The organism is Agromyces aureus, from assembly GCF_001660485.1.
GTDB lineage: Bacteria > Actinomycetota > Actinomycetes > Actinomycetales > Microbacteriaceae > Agromyces > Agromyces aureus.
On the sequence record NZ_CP013979.1, the window covers coordinates 2,907,300 to 2,927,039 of the forward strand.

At 69.8% G+C, this 19,740-nt stretch carries 16 protein-coding genes; 10 read left to right on the forward strand and 6 right to left on the reverse strand.

Features of this window, described 5'->3' with window-relative positions; translation table 11 throughout:
- Positions 1–211 precede the first annotated feature (211 nt).
- Positions 212–1,411 carry a PrsW family intramembrane metalloprotease gene (locus tag ATC03_RS13085; RefSeq protein ID WP_067877846.1) on the reverse strand — a complete coding sequence of 400 codons (1,200 nt, stop codon included), beginning with the start codon at positions 1,409–1,411 and terminating at the stop codon, positions 212–214.
- Entirely contained in the window at positions 1,408–2,868 is a 1,461-nt protein-coding gene (locus tag ATC03_RS13090) for an FAD-binding oxidoreductase (RefSeq protein ID WP_067877849.1), read from the reverse strand. Before ATC03_RS13090 ends, ATC03_RS13085 begins: the two co-directional genes overlap by 4 nt.
- Before the next feature lie 76 nt (positions 2,869–2,944).
- Between ATC03_RS13090 and ATC03_RS13095 the strand changes: the two genes are divergently transcribed.
- From ATC03_RS13095 to ATC03_RS13130, 8 genes are all read left to right on the forward strand, one after another.
- Complete coding sequence (locus ATC03_RS13095) at positions 2,945–4,567, forward strand: AlkA N-terminal domain-containing protein (protein ID WP_067877852.1); 1,623 nt, start codon at positions 2,945–2,947, stop codon at positions 4,565–4,567.
- Between the two features lie 101 nt (positions 4,568–4,668).
- Positions 4,669–5,343, forward strand: coding sequence for a FadR/GntR family transcriptional regulator (locus tag ATC03_RS13100; protein ID WP_067877855.1), 675 nt, complete (start codon positions 4,669–4,671; stop codon positions 5,341–5,343).
- A gap of 182 nt (positions 5,344–5,525) precedes the next feature.
- Positions 5,526–6,584, forward strand: a complete 1,059-nt coding sequence (locus tag ATC03_RS13105) for a sugar ABC transporter substrate-binding protein (RefSeq protein WP_067877858.1) — start codon at positions 5,526–5,528, stop codon at positions 6,582–6,584.
- 28 nt (positions 6,585–6,612) lie between these two features.
- Positions 6,613–7,701, forward strand: a complete 1,089-nt coding sequence (locus tag ATC03_RS13110; protein WP_067877861.1) for a mandelate racemase/muconate lactonizing enzyme family protein — start codon at positions 6,613–6,615, stop codon at positions 7,699–7,701.
- Positions 7,698–8,771 (forward strand): ABC transporter permease, encoded by a 1,074-nt coding sequence (locus tag ATC03_RS13115; RefSeq protein WP_161490346.1) that lies wholly within the window; start codon positions 7,698–7,700, stop codon positions 8,769–8,771. The genes ATC03_RS13110 and ATC03_RS13115 overlap by 4 nt, the downstream gene beginning before the upstream one ends.
- The gene (locus ATC03_RS13120) at positions 8,768–9,802 is read left to right on the forward strand and encodes an ABC transporter permease (RefSeq protein WP_067877868.1); all 1,035 of its coding nucleotides are present in this window, start codon (positions 8,768–8,770) and stop codon (positions 9,800–9,802) included. The genes ATC03_RS13115 and ATC03_RS13120 overlap by 4 nt, the downstream gene beginning before the upstream one ends.
- A complete protein-coding gene (locus ATC03_RS13125) occupies positions 9,799–11,334 on the forward strand; it encodes a sugar ABC transporter ATP-binding protein (protein WP_067877871.1) in 1,536 nt (511 codons plus the stop codon). Before ATC03_RS13120 ends, ATC03_RS13125 begins: the two co-directional genes overlap by 4 nt.
- Entirely contained in the window at positions 11,334–12,110 is a 777-nt protein-coding gene (locus ATC03_RS13130) for a GntR family transcriptional regulator (protein ID WP_067877874.1), read from the forward strand. The genes ATC03_RS13125 and ATC03_RS13130 overlap by 1 nt, the downstream gene beginning before the upstream one ends.
- Positions 12,111–12,188: 78 nt before the next feature.
- Here the strand turns inward: ATC03_RS13130 and ATC03_RS13135 are convergent, their stop codons facing one another.
- The gene (locus ATC03_RS13135; RefSeq protein ID WP_067877877.1) at positions 12,189–13,511 is read right to left on the reverse strand and encodes an L-fuconate dehydratase; all 1,323 of its coding nucleotides are present in this window, start codon (positions 13,509–13,511) and stop codon (positions 12,189–12,191) included.
- Positions 13,512–13,721: 210 nt separating this feature from the next.
- On the opposite strand from ATC03_RS13135, the gene ATC03_RS13140 reads away from it, so the two are divergent.
- Positions 13,722–14,678: a fumarylacetoacetate hydrolase family protein gene (locus ATC03_RS13140; protein WP_067877880.1), complete on the forward strand. Its 957-nt coding sequence runs from the start codon at positions 13,722–13,724 to the stop codon at positions 14,676–14,678.
- 102 nt (positions 14,679–14,780) lie between these two features.
- On the opposite strand, the gene ATC03_RS13145 is transcribed toward ATC03_RS13140, so the two are convergent.
- Both ATC03_RS13145 and ATC03_RS13150 read right to left on the reverse strand, forming a co-directional pair.
- Positions 14,781–16,247, reverse strand: coding sequence for an aspartate ammonia-lyase (locus ATC03_RS13145; protein ID WP_067882149.1), 1,467 nt, complete (start codon positions 16,245–16,247; stop codon positions 14,781–14,783).
- 154 nt (positions 16,248–16,401) lie between these two features.
- On the reverse strand, positions 16,402–16,719 hold the full coding sequence (locus ATC03_RS13150) for a DUF4190 domain-containing protein (RefSeq protein ID WP_084003485.1): 318 nt from the start codon (positions 16,717–16,719) through the stop codon (positions 16,402–16,404).
- 121 nt (positions 16,720–16,840) lie between these two features.
- Here ATC03_RS13150 and ATC03_RS13155 point away from each other — a divergent pair, with 121 nt between their 5' ends.
- Complete coding sequence (locus ATC03_RS13155) at positions 16,841–18,181, forward strand: uracil-xanthine permease family protein (protein ID WP_067882153.1); 1,341 nt, start codon at positions 16,841–16,843, stop codon at positions 18,179–18,181.
- A gap of 90 nt (positions 18,182–18,271) precedes the next feature.
- Here ATC03_RS13155 and ATC03_RS13160 read toward each other — a convergent pair whose 3' ends face one another.
- Positions 18,272–19,723 (reverse strand): NCS2 family permease, encoded by a 1,452-nt coding sequence (locus ATC03_RS13160; RefSeq protein WP_067877883.1) that lies wholly within the window; start codon positions 19,721–19,723, stop codon positions 18,272–18,274.
- Between the last annotated feature and the right edge of the window lie 17 nt (positions 19,724–19,740).

Genomic DNA, 19,740 nt, shown 5'->3' on the forward strand with positions numbered 1-19,740 from the left:
ATGTCGCACTCTGGATGCCTGAGAACTCGTCGCCCCGCAGAGTCGTCGGCAATGCCACACCGCAGGGCGACGAGTTTCTCCATGTCCGCGAGCGGCCACCTGACGCGATCGGCGGCCGCCTCATGGCCCCTCATCAGGTCGCGAACGGCGCCTTCACACCTTCATGAGTCGCGACCTGATGAGGAACCGCACCCCGGTCGTGCGTCGGCCGTCAGGCCCCGGGCGCGGAGATCGCGCGTCGATCGGCCGCGACGAGGTCGAGCAGCTCGCGCTCGTCGGCGATGCGTCGGGCGTCGGACCTGCCGGTGACGATCGCCTGACGCGTGAACGCCAGGCGCGTGGCATCCGCGATGAACGCCCTGACCTGAGGCGTGCGCGGCGGCGTCTGCGACCGCGCCCATGCGAGGGCGGCGTTGCGGCCGGCCGGCGAGGCGAGCCCCTCGACCTCGTCGGGATTGAACCAGCCGGCGGCGGCGTACTCGAGCAACCGGTCGCGCGTGATGCGGCGCTCCTGACGGCGCAGCAGCACCGTGAGCACGATGGCCGCGGCGAAGATCGGCACCTGCACGAGCAGGTAGAGCGCGACGGCGTCGGAGGCGAAGGTGAGCGAGCCGTTCCAGAGGGCGTGCAGCGCGATCGCGCAGGCGAGGCCACCGAGGAACCAGAGCAGGATCCCCGGGCCGCGCGTACGTCGCGCCCCCAAGCCGATCGCAAGGCCCGTGCACGCCGTGAAGAGCACGTGCGCGAACGGCGAGAACAGGCCGCGCACGACGAACGTCGCCCCGAGCGCGGCGCCGCCGCCCTCGATGAGCGCCTGCCCGAAGTAGAGGATGTTCTCGGTGAACGCGAACCCGGCGGCGACGGTCGCGGCGTAGACGAGCCCGTCGACCGGGCCGTCGAAGTGGCTGCGCGAGAAGGTGAAGAGCAGCAGGATGCCGAGCCCCTTCGCGACCTCCTCGACGAGCGGCGCCTGCACGACGGCCTGCATGGCCTCGTCGGGGCCGGTCGAGAGCGCGAACGCCATGGCGAGCTGCACCCCCGTGTCGACGATGAGGGCGATCGCCACCGACACCGCCGCACCCCAGAGGAACGCGAACCAGAGCGCCCAGCGCGGTTCGGGCTCCCAGCGGTCGACCCAGCGCACCGCGAGCAGCACGATCGTGAGCGGCACGAGCGCGAGCAGGCTGCCGATGAGCAGCGTCGACACTCCGAGCGCGACGGCGAAGTACGCGACGACGAGCAGCCCGACGATCACCGCGACCGTGATGCCGATCGGGGCGAACACCCCGGTGCCGCGGCGGAGCGGCGCCACGACCGGCGCCGGCGGCGGAGGCGGCATGAACGCCTGCGGCGAGGGGCCGGGGTTCACCACGGGGCCCGATCGGTACTCGCCGGGAACGGGGCTGGTCATCGGGTCTCCTCGAGCGGGTCGGTGGCGTCGGGTGTTCGGGTCTCGTCGGGCACGGAGGTGCCGCGGTCCTCGAACATCACGCCGGGGTTCAGGATGCCGGTCGGGTCGAACAGCGCCTTGATGCCGCGCTGCAGGTCGACCTGGTCGTCTCCGAGCTCGTCGGCGAGCCACCGGCGCTTGAGCACGCCGACACCGTGCTCGCCCGTGAGCGTGCCGCCGAGGGCGACCGCCTCGCGGAACATCGCGTCGGCCGCGGCCCACACGTGTTCGGGCACCTCGCCCGGATCGCCCTCGAAGATGAAGTTCGGGTGCAGGTTGCCGTCGCCCGCGTGCGCGAGCGTCGGGATCTCGAGCCCGTGGTCGGCGCCGATGCGCTCGATCGCGCGGAACATCTCCGGCAGGCGCGAGCGCGGCACCGCGACGTCCTCGATGAGCACGCGCCCGCGCGCAGCGAGCGCGCCGTGCCACGCCCGACGGATCGCGACGAGCCGCTCGCCCGACGCGGCATCCGAAGACCGGCTCACGCGACCGCCCGCGCCGGCGAACACGCGTTCGATCACGTCGGCCTCGGCGGCGGCGCCCGCCTGATCGGTCTGGGCGAGCAGGAACGCCTCGCCGGGGGCGAGGGTCGCGAGCGGAGTGCCGGCGAGGGCGTCGGCGCCGAGGTGCGCGGCCACGCGCGCGATGCCCGCGGCATCCATGAGTTCGAGCATCGCGGGTCGCACGCGCGAGGCGATGACGGCGGCGGATGCCGCGGCGGCCGTCTCGACATCGGGGAATGCCGCGGCGATCGTGACGACCTCGCCACCGGGCAGCGGTCGCAGTCGCACGGTCGCCTCGACGATGACGCCGAGCGTGCCCTCGGAGCCGGTGAGCAGGGCCGTGAGATCGTAGCCCGTGACGCCCTTGACGGTGCGGCGCCCGGTGCGCAGCAGCCGCCCGTCGGGCAGCACCACGGCGAGCGCGAGCACCGACTCGCGCGTGACGCCGTACTTCGCGCAGAGCAGGCCGCCGGCGTTCGTGGCGATGTTGCCACCGATCGACGAGATGGCCCGACTCGCCGGGTCGGGCGCGTACCAGAGGCCGAGCGGTGCGACCGCCGCCGCGAGAGCGCCGTTCAGAACGCCCGCCTCGACGACCGCGAGTTCGTCGGCCTCGGAGATCTCGAGGATGCGGTCGAGGCGCGAGAGGTCGAGCACGAGGCATCCGGCACTCGCGATGGCCCCGCCCGCGAGCCCCGTGCCCGCACCGCGCACGACCACGGGCGTGGCCGTCGCGTGCGCGATGCGCATGACGGCCTGCACGTCGTCGACGGATGCCGCGTGCACGACGGCGAGCGCCCGGCTCGCGCCGCGCCAGCCCGAACGGTCTTCGCGCACGGCCTCGAGGTCGGCGGGCGCCGTCGAGACCCGGGCACCGAGGGCGTCGGTGAGCACGGAGAGGACGTCGAGCGGCATGCGGCCCAGCCTATTGGCACCCGCTGATGTCCGATTCCCGCCGATCGATGTCGGTCGGGCGTGCGAGTCTGGAGTCATGTCCACCCCCTCAGCCGCACCGCGCGTGCTCAGCGCGACGTCCGTCGACGACCCCGAGTTCGCCGAGCGGTACCGCGCCATGCAGGCACGCGACGCCCGCTTCGACGGGCAGTTCATCACGGGCGTGCACTCGACGGGCATCTACTGCCGGCCGAGCTGTCCGGCGGTCTCGCCGAAGCCGTCGAACGTGACGTTCTACCTCACGGCGGCCGCCGCGCACGAGGCCGGCCTTCGCGCGTGCAAGCGGTGCCTGCCCGACGCGGTGCCCGGCTCCCCCGAATGGAATCTGCGCGACGACCTCGCGGCACGCGCCATGCGGCTCATCGCCGACGGCGTCGTCGAACGCGACGGGGTTCCCGGGCTCGCCGCACGCCTCGGCTACACGCCCCGCCACCTCACGCGTGTGCTCACCGCCGAACTCGGCGCTGGCCCACTCGCCCTCGCTCGCGCGCACCGGGCGCAGACCGCGCGGGCGCTGCTCACCTCGACCTCGCTGCCCGTGGCCGATGTCGCATTCGCGTCGGGGTTCGGCAGCATCCGCCAGTTCAACGACACGGTCCGCGAGGTCTACGAGCGCAGTCCCCTCGAGGTGCGGGCCGCCGCGCGCGTGCACGAGCGCGCTGCTGGGGGCGGCGATCGGCCGGCATCCTCTGGCTCCGTCGACCTCACCAGACCCGGCCCGAACGGCATCGTCGTCGTCGCGGGCGCCGAGCCTCCTGCTGCCGCCGGCCCCGGCGCGGGCGTCGTGCGCCTGCGTCTGCCCGCCCGCCCGCCGTTCGACGCGGCCGGCGTGTTCGGGTGGCTCGCGGCGCGCACGGTCACGGGCGTCGAGACGTCGACCCTGACGGCTGACGGCGCGCCGAGGTTCCGGCGCACCCTGCGCCTGCCCAGCGGGCCCGCGCTCGTCGCGATCACCCCGGGCGGCGACGCCGGCTCGCCCAGCATCGAGATCGAGGCCCGCCTCACGGGCCTCGCCGACCTTCCCCCACTCGTGGCGAGGGTTCGGCGCCTCTTCGACCTCGACGCCGATGCCCTCGCGATCGACGGCGCCCTCGCGGCGGAGCCCGCGTTCGCAGCCTCGGTCGCCGCCGTGCCCGGCATCCGCGTGCCCGGATGCCTCGACCCTCACGAGTTGGTGTTCCGGGCGCTCATCGGGCAGCAGATCTCGGTCGCCGCGGCGCGCACCGCCCTCGGTCGACTCGCCGCCGAACTCGGCGCGCGCGTCGCGGGCGACGAGGCGTTGACCACGCTGTTCCCGACCGCGGCGGCGATCGCCGAGCACGGCGCAGGCGTGCTGCGTGGGCCGGCCGCGCGCATCCGCACGATCGTCGACGTCGCGGCCCGCCTCGCATCGGGCGAGCTCGTCGTCTCGTCCGATCGCGAACGGCACGACCTCGAGGCTCGCCTCCTCGAGATTCCCGGCATCGGGCCGTGGACCGCCGGGTACGTCGCGATGCGCGTGACCGGAGCACCCGACGTGCTGCTCACGGGCGATCTGGCTCTGCGCAACGGCGCTGAACGCCTCGGCCTCCCCCATACTCCGCGCGAACTCGACGTATACGGCGCCCGCTGGGCACCGTGGCGCAGCTACGCGTCGATGCACCTCTGGCGCTCCGCCTGATCTCGGGCGGCGCGCACGGCGCTCCGCACGGCGGAACGCGCGGCCGATCCCACGCGCCGGAAAGATCCGATGTCTTGGGTGCCCCACGCTACGATTCCGGTATGGCGGTCACCGATGAAGCGATCCTGAAGATCAAGGAGATGATCCTCTCCGGCGAACTGAAGCCGGGCGACCGTCTCGAGCCCGAGAAGGAGCTCAGCGAACGACTCGGCCTGAGCCGTTCCTCGCTGCGCGAAGCCGTCAAGGCGCTCGAGATCGTGCGCGTGCTCGACGTGCGCCGCGGCGACGGAACCTACGTCACGAGCCTCGAACCCGACCTGCTGCTCGAGGCGATGAGCTTCGTGGTCGACCTGCACAGCGATCAGTCGGTGCTCGAGATCTTCGCCGTGCGCCGCATCCTCGAGCCGGCGACCTCCGCACTCGCTGCGCAGAACGCGGATCCGGCCGATCTGGCTCGCCTGCGCGAGCTCCTCGAGGGCGTCGACGCCGCATCCGAGCTCGACGCGCTCATCGAGCACGACCTCGAGTTCCATCGGGGCATCGCATCGATGGCCGGCAACGCCTACCTGACGAGCCTGCTCGAGTCGATGTCCGGCCGCACCGTGCGGGCCCGCATCTGGCGTGGCATCACGCAGGAGAACGCGACCGATCGCACCATCGCCGAGCACGACGCGATCCTCTCGGCGCTCGAGGCGGGCGATCAGGACCTCGCCAGGGCCGTGACCCTCACGCACATCGCCGGCATCGAGGCTTGGCTCCGAGCTGCTGCGCTGTGACTCGGCTCCGTCGGTCGAACGCGAGCGCGAACGCGGGCGCGAGCGCCCGTAGGCGCGTGGCGGCCCATGGTGCGGAGTCGTGACGGACCCGTGATCTGGAGCGGCTTGACATCCATCCGACGTTGCCGCAATGTTGTCACCGATCCTATTGGATATTTCATTTCTCAGAGTGGAGGAACAACATGGCTGTTCGCAGCAAGGTCGCTCGCGGCCTGATGGCGACCGCGGCGATCGCCCTGGCCCTGACCACCGCGGCTTGCACCAGCAAGGCCGCGAACACCGAGGCATCGGCGGAGGGCGGCGATCTCGCATCGGTGAACGTGGCCCTCGTGCCAGGTGGATCCCACCCCTACTTCCAGCCGTGGAAGGCCGCCGGAGAGCTCGCCGTGACCGACTTCGGCCTCGGCTCGAGCGTCTTCAACGAGACCGCGGAGTGGGACCAGGCCAAGCAGAACGAGGTGATCAACTCGCTCGCCGCTCAGGGCGTCAACGCCTTCGGCATCTTCGGCGTCTCCCCGACCGACATCAACACGACGTTCAAGACGCTGAAGGAGCAGGGCTTCGCCGTCGGCTCGCTCGCCTCCTGCCCGGCCGGCGACGTGAACGAGGCGGACTTCTGCCTCTCGACCGACACCGAGGTCGCGGCATACAAGGCGGCCCAGGCGGCCATCGAGGCGATGGGCGGCAAGGGCAACCTCGTCCACCTGACCGGCAACAACGTCGACTCCAACACGCAGCGCCGCATCGCCGGCGTCGAGAAGGCCGTCGACGAGACCAACGGCGCCGTGACCCTGCTCAGCACGGTCACGGACATCGACGTCGACCTCGGCACGGCGCAGAAGGCCGTGGCCGACCTGCTCGCGGCCAAGGGCTCGGAGATCAACGGATTCGTGTCGACCGCGTACAACCCGGCCGTCGCCTCCGCGTCCGCGGTGAAGGAGTCCGGCCTTCCGATCAAGGTCGTCGCCATCGACGATGACCAGGTGATCCTCGACGGCATCGCCGACGGCTCCGTCTCGGCGACGGTCGTGCAGAACCCGACCGGCCAGGCGTACGTCGGCTCGTGGGTGCTCGCACAACTGCAGTCGAAGGCCTGCACGGTCAAGGACCCCGGCGTGATCGTCGACTCCGGCTCGTTCGTCGTCACCGGCGACAACGTCGGCACCTACACCGAGGAGCAGGACGCCGAGTCCGAGAAGATCATGGGCCAGTTCGAGAACGACCTCCTCGACTGCAAGTAACCGAAGCACGACGGAGCACACCGACACCATGACCACCATCACCGCGGCACGCGCCTCCCTGATCGACCTCGAGGTCGAGACCGTGCGCACCGACGCCGTCCAGAGCTTCCTGAAGCAGGAGACGATCTTCCTCGAGATCGACACTGCCGACGGGCTCACGGGTGTCGGGTACTCCTACACGATCGGAACAGGTGGTCGCGCAGTCCTCTCGATGCTGCGCGACCACCTGGTCCCGCTCCTGCCTGGCCTCGACAGCCGAAACGTCGAAGGCATCTGGGTCGAGCTCTTCCGCTCGACCCGGGCCACGACGGTGGGCGCGATCACCTCGCTCGCGCTCGCCGCCGTCGACACGGCCCTCTGGGACCTCCGATCCCGACGGGCAGGCGAACCCCTCTGGCAGATCGCCGGAGGCCATCGGCAGCGTGTTCCCCTCTACGACACCGAGGGCGGCTGGTTGCACCTGCCGACCGAGGACCTCGTCGAGGGCGCGCTCGCCTCGCAGGCGAAGGGCCTGCGCGGCGTCAAGCTCAAGGTCGGCAAGCCGGCCGTTCGCGAAGATCGCGAGCGCCTGCTCGCGGTGCGCGAGGCGGTCGGCGACGACCTCCACATCATGGTCGACGCCAACCAGTCGATGACGGCGGCCGAGGCGATCCGCCGCGCTGCGGCGTTCGAGGACGCCGACCTCTACTGGTTCGAGGAACCGCTTCCGGCCGACGACGTGAGCGGACATTCCCGTCTCGCCTCGTCGACGAGCATCCCCATCGCGGTGGGCGAGTCCATGTACTCGATCGGGCAGTTCCGCGACTACCTGCACCGCGGTGCCGCCGGCATCGTGCAGGTGGATGTCGCCCGCATCGGCGGCGTGACCCCCTGGCTCAAGGTCGCGCACCTCGCCGAGGCGTACAACGTGGCCGTATGCCCGCACTTTCTGATGGAACTGCACGTGAGCCTCGTGGCCGCGGTGCCGAACGGCGCATACGTCGAGCACATCCCCCAGCTCCGCGGCATCACGAAGACCGTGCTCGTCGTCGACGACGGCTGGGCGGTCGCGCCGTCGTCGCCGGGCCTCGGCATCGAATGGGATGCCGACGAGATCGACCGGAGGCGAGTCGCATGAGCCGTGGATCCGTTCGTGCGACCAGCCTGATCAGCGACAACCGCGTCGGGCTCCTCCTGCTCATCGTCGTGCTCGTGGCCCTCATCGGCAGCCTCAAGCCCATGTTCTTCTCGCCCGCCTTCGTGATCGGCCCGATGCTCACGAGCATCGCCATCTTCACGGTCGTCGGGCTCGCGCAGATGGTCGTGCTCTCGGTCGGCCAGATGAACCTCGCCGTCGGCGGCATGGCCGCGATCGGCGCGATGGGCTCGGCGATGATCTTCCAGGCGTTCGACGTCCCGCTCATCGTCGGCATCCTCGTGGGCCTCGCATTCGGCGGCGCCGTCGGGGCGCTCTGCGGCGTGCTGATCGCCTACGCGGGGGTCAACTCCTTCGTGGTGACCCTGGCCATGAGCTTCGCGCTCCTCGGCCTCGTCCCCGCCGTCTACTCATGGGTGAGCACGGGCAACGCGATCACCGTGCAGACGCCGGGTCTCGCCGAGCTCGGCCGCTCGAAGCTCTCCGACCTCTGCCTCGGCGACGTGTGCGGGCCAGACGGCATTCCGCTCATCCTCTTCGTCGCCCTCGCGGCGATGATCGTGATCGGGCTCCTCTTCGCCAGGTCGCGCGTCGGCCGCGAGATCCTCCTGACGGGATCGAACGACCGAGCCGCGCTGCTCTCCGCGATCCCGGTGCCACGTCGCATCATCACCGTGCACACCCTCTCGGGCGCGCTCGCGGCACTCGCGGGGTTCATGCTCGGAGCCAGCACCGGGTCGTTCACCCCCGGCATCGGCCAGGAGTTCATGCTGCAGTCCTTCCTCGGCCCGATCCTCGGCGGCACGCTGCTCGCCGGAGGGTATGTCTCGGTGATCGGCACCTTCCTCGGCATCACGCTCACGGTCGTGATCCGCCAGGGCCTCCTGCTGTTCGGCGTCGGCATCGAGGGGCTCAACATCCTGCTCGGCACGATCCTGCTCATCGCCCTCTCGGCCGACCGCATCCGCTCGGTGACGGGCGCCCGCTCCCGACTGCGCTCCGCGAGAGCGGATACGACGGTCAAGACCGAAGAGAAGGCGGTGGTGTCATGAGCGCGCGCTTCGCACGACTGCTCCGAGACCAGAACACGATCCTCGCCGCCGTGATCCTCGCCGGCGTCATCATCCTGACGATCAGCTCGAGCGGCGGATTCCTCTCCCCGATCTCGCTCGAGACCTTCTTCCAGTTCCTCGCCATCCCGATCGTCATCGGCCTCGCACAGATGGCCGCCCTCGCGGTCGGCCAGATGAATCTCGCCGTCGGAGCGATCGGCGGGTTCGCCGCATGCTCGGCGGCGGTGCTCATCGCCGACTTCGGGGTGCCGGCCTGGCTCGGCGGCATCATCGCGATCCTGATCGGCCTCGCCGCCGGCGTGCTCAACGGACTCATCGTGGTGCTGACCCAGATCAACGGCTTCATCGTGACGCTCGCGACCATGACGATCCTCTCCGGTGCGCAGTACGCGATCGTCGGCACCCGCACCATCACCTCGGCCTCCTGGCCCGAGATCGCGGCGATCGGCAGTGCGAGGCCGCTCGGCGTTCCGCTCATCTTCTGGATCGCCGTCGTCATCGCCGGCCTGCTCGCGATCGGCTACCGGCAGACGCTGATCGCCAGGAACATGCTCGCCAGCGGCGGCAATCCCCTCGCGGCGACCCTCTCGGGCATCTCGAACAACCGCAGCCTCGTGACCGCGCACGGCCTCTCCGGCCTCCTCTGCGGCGTCGCCGCGTTCCTCGTGCTCGCGTCGTTGCCCGGCGCCAACAAGAGCATCGGCGAGGACTGGCTCCTGTCGAGCTTCGCCGCCCCGATCATCGGCGGCGTCTCCCTCACGGGCGGCACGGTCGCCGTGCTGGGAACCGTGCTCGCGGCGACGATCGTCCGACTGGTCGACAGCGCACGAGCGCAGTTCCAGCTGGAGCCCAGCTGGGTGAACTTCGTCATCGGCGCGGTCGTGCTCGGCACGGTCGCCCTCGACCGTGTTCGCACCCGTCGCCCGGCGACTCGCCGGAGCCGCCCGACCCCGCCCGATGCGCCGCCGACTGCGGCGGCGCGGGCCATCGATCCTGGAGCACCGGCATGACCGACACCGCCTATGCGCTCGAAGTGCGCGGCATCACGAAGACCTTCCCCGGTGTGCGCGCGCTCGACGAGGTCAACCTCCGACTGAAGCCGGGCGAGGTCCATGCCCTGCTCGGCGAGAACGGCGCGGGCAAGTCGACGCTCATCAAGATCATCACGGGCATCCAGCCGCCGGACTCCGGCCTGCTCCTTGTCAACGGTGCCGAGCAGTCCTTCCGCTCCGCGCACGAGGCGACCCGCGCCGGCATCGGCGTGGTGCACCAGGAGCGCAACGTGATCACCGACTTCACGGTCGCCGAGAACATCGTGCTCGGAAACACGCCCGTTCGGGGCGGACGCGTCCAGTGGCGCGAGGTCCGCGAGGGGGCGAAGCGCGTACTCGACCTGCTCGACTTCCCGATCGACCCGGCGACGCCGACGAGCCTGCTCTCGCCGGCGCAGACGCAGCTCGTCGAGATCGCCCGCGGTCTCTACACCGAGAGCGCGGTGCTGCTCCTCGACGAACCGACGGCCTCGATCAGCGAGACCGAGTCGAAGCTGTTGTTCGACGTCGTGCACCGCCTCTCCGCCCAGGGTCGCGCGATCCTCTTCGTCAGCCACAAGCTCGAAGAGGTGTTCGCGCACTGCGACACCGTCACGGTCTTCCGTGACGGACGCTCGGTGGCCGAGTCGGAGCCGCTCTCGAACTACTCCAAGGACACGGTCGTCGACCTGCTGGTGGGCCGAACGCTGGCCAAGCTCGAGGTCCCTGACCGATCGCCGTCCGAGCTCGGAACGCCGGCGCTCGAGCTGCGCGAGGTGTCGACCCTCGGCGGACACCGCGACGTGTCGTTCGCCGTGCATCCCGGTCAGATCGTCGGCATGTACGGGCTCGTCGGCGCCGGCCGCTCCGAGCTCGCGAAAGCCGTCCTCGGGCTGGACCGCATCACCGAGGGAGAGGTCCGCGTCAACGGCGCGATCGCGCAGATCCGGTCCGTCGGCGACGCGCTCGCACGCTACGGCATCGGCTACGTGACCGAGGATCGCAAAGCCGAGGGCCTCTTCCTCGACCAGACGGTCGCCCGCAACCTGACGGTCACGGTGCTGAAGCGCCTGTCGAATGCGTTCGGCTTCGTGCGCGAGCGCGCTGCGAAGGCGACCGCCGACGAGTACATCGCGTCGCTCGACGTGAAGGTGTCCAACCGCGACCAGCTCGTCGGCCAACTCTCGGGCGGCAACCAGCAGAAGGTCTCGCTCGGCAAGTGGCTCGCTGCGAACACCGACATCCTGATCATCGACGAACCGACCGTCGGCATCGACGTGCGCACGAAGGGCGCCTTCTACAAGCTCATCTGGGAGCTCGCGGAGCAGGGCAAGGCCGTGCTCGTGATCTCGAGCGACCTGGCCGAGATGGTGACGCTCGTCGACCGCATCGTGGTCATGCAGGATTTCGAGGTGACGGGCAGCGTCGCGAACACGCACGACTACGATGAGATGAGCAAATCGGTCATCCGCCTCATCCATGAGGAACGGATCGACGTGGTGGAGGGTTGATGCACGTCGAACTGCACTCCGAGGCCCACCCGGCCCCGACCCGCATCTCCCGGTCGGTCCTCTCCGACGAGACGTACAGCGTGATCCGGGACATGGTGCTCGAGCATCGCATCGCTCCCGGCAACCGCGTGAACATCGACTCGCTCTCCGCCGACCTCGGCGTCTCCCCCACACCCGTTCGCGAGGCGCTCGCACGACTCGAGTCCGACGGCCTCGTCGTGAAGGTGCCCCTTCGCGGATACTCCACGACGCCGCTGCTGAGCGTCAGGGAGTTCGTCGAGCTCACGCAGTTCCGCGTGCTCATCGAGCAGTGGACGGCGTCCCAGGCATCCCGGTCGGTCGATCCGAACGTGGCGAGGTCGCTGCGAGCCGAGATCGAGATCGGCCGGCAGACGACCGGTTCGCGCGAGGGTGGTTCGGAGGCGTTCCGGGCGCTGACCGATCACGATGCGAGGTTCCACGCACTGATCGCCACGACCGCCGGGAACGAGCTCATCGCGCAGTCGTTCGAGCGCACGCATTTCCACCTGCACTTCCTGCGGCTCTACCTCGCGTCGCATTCGGCCGATCATCCAGACCACGCCAAGCTGCGCGAGGTGCTCGAGGAATACGACCGTTCGGGTCAGGTGTCCCGCACGATCGACAACCACTCGGCCATCGCCGATGCGATCATCGCGGGCGACGCCGACGAGGCGTCCACCCTCATGCGCGACCACATCGAGCTCTCCCGGGTGCGCTTCCTCCCGGTGGTCGAACTGCTCTCGACACTCGGCTGAGGCCCGCATCCCGAGTCCCGCACGCATGCTGCTCGGCATCGGCCGCCCGAGTCCGGGTTCGGCCGACGCCGTCGCGCCTCAGCCGACCTCGGCCTCGACTCGGGCCTCGCCTTCGGCGCTCCGGGCTTTCCAGCTGAACTCGGCGACGGATGCCGCGAGCATCTCGGTTCCGGCCCCGGGCGCATGGGGTGCCTGGTACCGCCCGTTCTCGACGACCGTGGGGGTGACGAAATGCTCGTGCAGGTGATCGACGAACTCGATCATGCGACCGTCCATGGAGCCCGAGACGGCCGCGTAGTCGAACATCGAGAGATGCTGCACCGCCTCGCAGAGGCCCACCCCGCCGGCATGCGGGCAGACCGGGACGCCGAACTTCGCCGCGAGGAGCAGGTTGGCGACGTTCTCGTTCACGCCGCCGACGCGCGTCGCGTCGATCTGCATGACGTCCATGCCACCGGCCTGGAGCAGCTGTTTGAAGACCACGCGGTTCTGCACGTGCTCGCCGGTCGCGACGCGGATCGGGGCGACGCCGCGGGCGATCGCCGCGTGCCCGAGGATGTCGTCGGGGCTCGTCGGCTCCTCGATCCACGCCACGTCGAACTCGGCCAGGGCGTTCACCCACGCGATCGCCTCTGCGACATCCCACCGCTGGTTGGCGTCGATCGCGATCGGGAAGCCCGGGCCGACCGCGGAGCGTGCGATCGCGAGGCGGCGCCGATCGTCGGCGAGGTCGCCCCCGACCTTGAGCTTGATCTGCGGGAACCCGTCGGCGACCGCCTCGCGGCAGAGCCGCTCGAGCTTCTCGTCGGAGTATCCGAGCCACCCCGGACTGGTCGTGTACGCCGGGTACCCCAGCGAGGTCAGTCGAGCGATGCGCTCGGCTCGCCCCGGCTCCGCCGCGCGGAGGATCTCGAGCGCCTCGTCGGGCGTCAGCGCATCGGTCAGGTACCGGAAGTCGACCAACGAGACGAGCTCCTCGGGGCTGAGGCCCGCCAGGTGGAGCCAGAGCGGTTGACCGGCCCGCTTCGCGCGCAGGTCCCAGAGCGCGTTCACGACGGCGCCGATGGCCATGTGCATCACGCCCTTCTCGGGCCCGAGCCAGCGCAGCTGCGAGTCGTGGAGGAGGAGTCGAGAGGTCGCGCCCATGTCGCCGAGGAGCGTTTCGACGTCGCGACCCACGAGGTGTCCGCGCAGCGCGTCGAGCGCCGAGACCTGCACGTCGTTGCCGCGGCCGATCGTGAAGACGAACGCGTGCCCCTCGAGGCCGTCGGCGGCATCGGTGCGGATCACGACGTATGCGGCCGAGTAGTCGGGGTCGGGGTTCATCGCATCGGATCCGTCGAGCGCGAGCGAGGTCGGGAAGCGGATGTCGTGCGTTTCGACGGCGACGATTGCGGTCATGGGGTCCTTTCGTGACAAGTTAATCCTAAACATCGGATGTATATCGTGTCAATCTGACGCGTTCGGTGCGATTTCGGCGATGTACGGCGCTAGACATCGGAACTGCGCGCGGATGCTTCAAGAATCCCCGTCGACATCGTGTCGTTTGCCTGATCCGATCTTGTACGTTGTGCACAGCAAACAGCCGAAGCCCGCGGATAGTCTGGACAGGTGAGATTTGCGCACCTCAGAGTCGAAGGCCAGACGACCCCCCGACTCGCGGTGGTGGAGGGCGAGTCCGCGATCTTCCTCGACGAGGTCATGAGGCGCGCCCCTCGCGACCTGCAGGACCTCATCGAACAGGGCCCTGAGGGCCTCGCCCGCGTGCGTGCCGCGGTCGGCGCCGCCGAGCCGCCGAGCCGCGCCGAGCCTGCCGCCGAGACCGAGGCGACGACCGGAGCCGACACGGTCGTCGACGCGGTCGCCGACGGTCCAGGCGCCCTGCCGCGGCATCCGGTCGCCGACCTGCGCCACTCCTCGGCCGTGCTCCGGCCCGCGCAGGTGATCGCCATCGGCGCGAACTACGCCGCCCACGCCTCGGAGCTGAAGCTCCGATCCGAGACCGCGATGACGATCTTCTCGCTGTGGCCGAACTCGCTGACCGCGCACGGCGCGACGACCACCTGGCCGGCCGACCTGACCGACCAGGTCGACTACGAGGCCGAACTCGGGGTGATCATCGGTCGCTCCGCGCGCGGCGTGCACGCGCGCGACGCCCTCGACTACGTCTGGGGCTACACCGTGGTCAACGACATCACGGCCCGCGACATCCAGTTCAGCGAGGCCCAGTGGTCGCGCTGCAAGTCGTTCGACGGCTTCACCCCGACCGGACCGGTCGTCGTGACCGCCGACGAGATCCCCGACCCGCAGAACCTGTGGCTGACGACGAACCTCGACGGCAGCATCATGCAGGACGCCTCGACGGCCGAGATGGTGCGCAGCGTCGCCGAGATCATCTCGCTGCTCTCGCGCTCGGCGACCATTCCGCCCGGCACGCTCATCTCCACCGGCAGCCCCGGCGGGGCCGGCTATTCGCGCAAGCCGCCGGTGTTCCTGCGCGACGGATCGACCGTCACGGTGAGCGTCGAGGGCATCGGCTCGCTCACGACCCACTGCCGCGTCATCTGAGCTCGCGACATCCGACATCCCGACGTCCGACCTCGTGTCGGCGGGGAATGGCCGAGCGGATGCCGCAGCGAACCGACCGGGTTCGCCGCGACCTTCGTCGACTCACTCCGAGGGTTCGCCCTGCAGCTCGATCACCGGAATCGCCTGCGTGATCGGGCCGATGCCCGACAGCTTCTCGGGCACGAGCTGCGCCACGACCGCCTCGCGCGTCATGAGCCCGGCCTCGACGACGAGGTCGGCGACCGGTCGCCCGGTCACGAGCGCGAGCTTCGCCAGTGCGGATGCCTCGCCGTAGCCGATGAACGGGATGAGCGCGGTGATGACGCCCACGCTCGACGCGACCATGCCGGCGAGGCGTTCGGTGTTGGCCGTGATGCCGTCGACGCAGTTGACGCGGAGGGTCCAGCAGGCCTGGCGCATCCACGTGATCGACTGCAGCAGCGAGTGGGCGATGACCGGCTCGAAGGCGTTCAACTGCAGCTGCCCGCTCTCGGCGGCCATGGTCACGGTGAGGTCGGCGCCCGCGATCGCATAGGCGACCTGGCTCACGGCCTCGGGGATCACGGGGTTGACCTTGCCGGGCATGATCGAGGAGCCGGCCTGCTTGGGCGGCAGGTTAATCTCGCCGAAGCCGGCCTGCGGGCCCGACGAGAGCAGTCGCAGGTCGTTGCAGATCTTCGAGAGCTTGATCGCGCTGCGCTTCAGCGCGCTCGAGAAGGTCATGAAGACCCCGGTGTCGCTCGTGGCCTCGATGAGGTCGGGCGCGGTGACGAGTTGATGCCCCGTGATGGTGCTGAGGTGGGCGACCGCGCGCGCGGCGTAGCCGGGATCCGCGGTGATGCCGGTTCCGATGGCGGTCGCGCCGAGGTTCACCTCGCCGAGGAGCTTGATCGTCTCGCGGAGGCGTTCGAGGTCTTCGCCGAGCGTCGTCGCGAACCCGTGGAACTCCTGGCCGAGCGTCATGGGCACGGCATCCTGCAACTGGGTGCGCCCGACCTTGAGGATCTCGTGGAACTCGCGCCCCTTGGCGCTGAACGAACGACGCAGCAGCTCGAGTTCGTCGAGCATGGTCGTGAGCGAGTACGTCATCGCGACCTTGAGCGCGGTCGGGTAGGTGTCGTTCGTCGACTGGCTGCGGTTCACGTCGTCGATGGGGTGCAGGATGTCGTAGCGCCCCTTGGCGTACCCCGCGAGTTCGAGCGCGACGTTCGCGATGACCTCGTTCGCGTTCATGTTCGTCGACGTGCCGGCGCCGCCCTGGATCACGCCGACCACGAACTGCTCGTGGTACTCGCCGTCGATGATGCGCTGGCAGGCCGCGTCGATGAACGCGGCCTTCCGGTCGTTCAGCACGCCCACGTCGTGGTTGGCGCGTGCCGCGGCCTGCTTGACCGCGGCGAGCGCGATCACGAGCTCTGGGTAGACCGAGATCGGGCGCTTCGAGATCGGGAAGTTCTCGAGAGCGCGGAGCGTGTGCACGCCCCAGTAGGCCGCTGCGGGAACCTCGACCGAGCCGAGCGAGTCGGTCTCGGTTCGGGTAGCGGTTGGATTGTCTGACGACGTCGTCACGAACACCTCCGGGTGGGTACCCTCCGAGCCTACCCGCCGGTCTCCGCCGACTTCCTGAGTGCGCCGTCGATCCCGATCGATCGTCCGGGCACGCCGATCGGCCGGTCGGATCGACCGGCCGATCGGGCCCGATGCCGCCTGGCGACCGCGTTGCCTAGATGAACGCGAAGGGCAGCATCACGAGCCCGAAGGCGAGCGTACCGAGCGTGACGAGCACGGTGCCGGCCAGCATGACGCCGTTCAGCACGATGCCCCAGATGGCCATGGTGCGCGAGGCCGGCTCGCGCTTCAGCGCCATGATGCCGAGCACGAGGCCGACGACGGGCACGAAGAACGTGAAGCTCGCGAAGATCGAGACGATGCCGAGCACGAGGCTCGAGATGCTGAAGCCGTTCGACTCCGTCGCGATGGCGGAGGCCGAGGGAACCTGGGCGTACGGGGCCGGTGCGGTGGTCGTGGCGGTGGTGGTCATGGGAAGGCTCCTGTTCGTGGTGTTGCTTCAACGCTACGAGCCGCGCCTGCTCCGAGGTATGGGGCAAACCCCCCGATACGCTCTGAGGGATCCCCTAGGGGTGGCGACCGAACGGAGCGAGATGAACTTCAGCTGGACCCTGCACGGCGACGGCAAGCACGTGTTGCCGGGGCAGGTGGTCGCCCCCGGCGAACGGCTCAGCTGGCCTCGCACGATCGGCCTCGGCGCGCAGCACGTGATCGCGATGTTCGGCGCCACGTTCCTCGTGCCGATCCTCACCGGGTTCCCGCCGGCCACCACGGTGTTCTTCTCCGGCATCGGCACGATCCTGTTCCTCGTCATCACCCAGAACAAGGTGCCGAGCTACCTCGGCTCGTCGTTCGCCTTCATCGCCCCGATCACGGCCGCGCTGGCCGCAGAGAACGTCGCGGACCCCATGGGCGCTGCGCTCTTCGGCATCGTCGTCGTGGGCGTGCTGCTCGCCGCGATCGGCCTGATCGTGCAGTGGCTCGGCACGGGCTGGATCGACGCGCTCATGCCGCCCGTCGTCGCCGGCGCGATCGTCGCGCTCATCGGGTTCAACCTCGCCCCTGCGGCCCGCGACAACTTCATGCAGGAGCCGCTCACGGCGTTCGTCACGCTCGCCGCCGTGATCATCTCGAGCGTGCTCTTCCGCGGGCTGCTCGGCCGCATGTCGATCCTGGTGGGCGTCGTGCTCGGCTACGTCGTCGCGGCCCTCCTCGGCCAGGTCGACTACGCCCCCATCGAGGCGGCCGCTTGGGTGGGCCTGCCGACCTTCCACCTGCCGTCCAACCCGTTCGTCGACGCGTCGATCTGGGGCTACCTGCCCGCGTTCCTGCCCGTCGTGCTCGTGCTCGTGGCCGAGAACGTGGGCCACATCAAGGGCGTCGCGCAGATGACGGATGCCGCGATCAACCGCTCGACCGGACGTGCGCTGTTCTCCGACGGACTGGCGACGACCATCGCGGGGTTCTTCGGCGGCTCGGGCACGACCACGTACGGCGAGAACATCGGCGTCATGGCCGCGACGCGGGTGTACTCGACGGCCGCGTACTGGGTCGCCGGCCTCGTCGCGATCCTGCTCGGCCTCTCCCCCAAGTTCGGCGCGGTCGTCAACACCATCCCGCCGGGGGTGCTCGGCGGAGTGACGACCGCGCTCTACGGCCTGATCGGCATCATCGGCGTGAAGATCTGGGTCGACAACAGGGTCGACTTCTCACGGCCCGTGAACCAGTTCACGGCCGCGACGGCGCTCATCATCGGCATCGCGGACTTCACCTTCGCCATCGGCGGGGTCTCGTTCAACGGCATCGCGCTCGGCACGATCGCGGCGATCGTGATCTTCCACGTGATGTCGGCCATCGGGCGGGCGCGCGGCACCGACGACGTGCGCGACACCTCGCACCCCGAGGGGACCGAGGGCGCCGACCGCGCGGGCTGACCGCGGCCGCACGTGGAGACGCGGATGCCCCGTGGCCGGCCGGCCACGGGGCATCCGTCGTTCGACGTCGTGCTCAGGCGTTCGTCGTGCTCAGGCGCCGAACAACGCCTCGATCGGACCGCGCGCGAAGTACAGCACGAAGCCGGCGGCGACGATCCAGAGCAGCGGGCTGATGGTCTTCGCCTTGCCCGACAGCGAGCGCACGACGACCCAGGCGACGAAGCCCGCGCCGATGCCGTTCGCGATCGAGTAGGTGAGCGGCATGATGACGACCGTGAGGAAGACGGGCAGGAGCACCGAGAACTGGCTCAGGTCGAGGTCGCGGATCTGCGCCATCATCATCGCACCGACGATGACCAGGGCGGCCGCGGCGACCTCGCTCGGCACGATCTGCGCGAGCGGCGTGAGGAACATGGCGAGCAGGAACAGCACGCCGGTGACGATGTTCGCGAAGCCCGTGCGCGCACCCTCGCCGATGCCGGAGCCCGACTCGATGAAGACGGTGTTCGACGAGCCCGACGTGAACCCGCCGGCGACGGCGCCGACGCCCTCGACGATGAGCGCGCTCTTGAGGCGCGGGAAGTTGCCCTTCTCGTCGGCCAGACCGGCCTCCTTCGACAGGCCCGTCATGGTGCCCATCGCGTCGAAGAAGTTCGTGAACACGAGCGTGAAGACCAGCATGATGACCGTCAGGAAGCCGACCTTGCTGAAGTCGAAGCTCACGTCGCCGACCAGGCTGAGATCGGGCACCGCGAACAGGCTGCCGTTCAGCGCGGGAACCGAGAGGCTCCAGCCGCCGTCGTTGTCGACGCTCGAGCCGAGGTGCCAGATCGCCTCGATGACGACCGCGAGCACCGTGCCGGTGACGAGGCCGATGAGGAGGGCGCCCTTCACCTTGCGTGCGACGAGCACGCCGGTCAGCAGCAGGGTGACGATGAAGACGAGCGTGGGCACGGTCGCGATCGAGCCGCCGATGCCGAGACCGACGGGCGGGGAGTTCTGACCCGTCGCGGTCACGAGTCCGGCGTCGACGAAGCCGATGAACGCGATGAAGAGGCCGATGCCGACCGTGATCGCGATCTTGAGCTCGTACGGCACGGCGTCGAAGATGAGTCGACGCAGGCCGGTGGCGGCGAGCAGCACGATGATGAGGCCGTTGATCACCACGAGGCCCATCGCCTCGGGCCAGGTGACCTGGCCCACGACGCTGAACGCGAGGAAGGAGTTGATGCCGAGGCCCGCGGCGAACGCGAACGGAAGGCGGGCGACGAGGCCGAAGAGGATCGTCATCACGCCGGCCGTGAGCGCCGTCACGGCCGCGACCGCCGGGAAGGCGAGGTTGTTGCCCGCGACGTCGGTGCCGGCCGACAGGATGATCGGGTTCAGGACGACGATGTAGGCCATCGTGATGAACGTGACGAGACCGCCGCGCACCTCGGTGCCCACGGTCGAGCCGCGTTCGGTGATCTGGAAGAAGCGGTCGAACGCGCCGACGGGCTTCTCGCCGTCGGGGCGGGTGGTCGGGGCTGTTTCAGTGGTCATCCGGGAACCTTCGATGA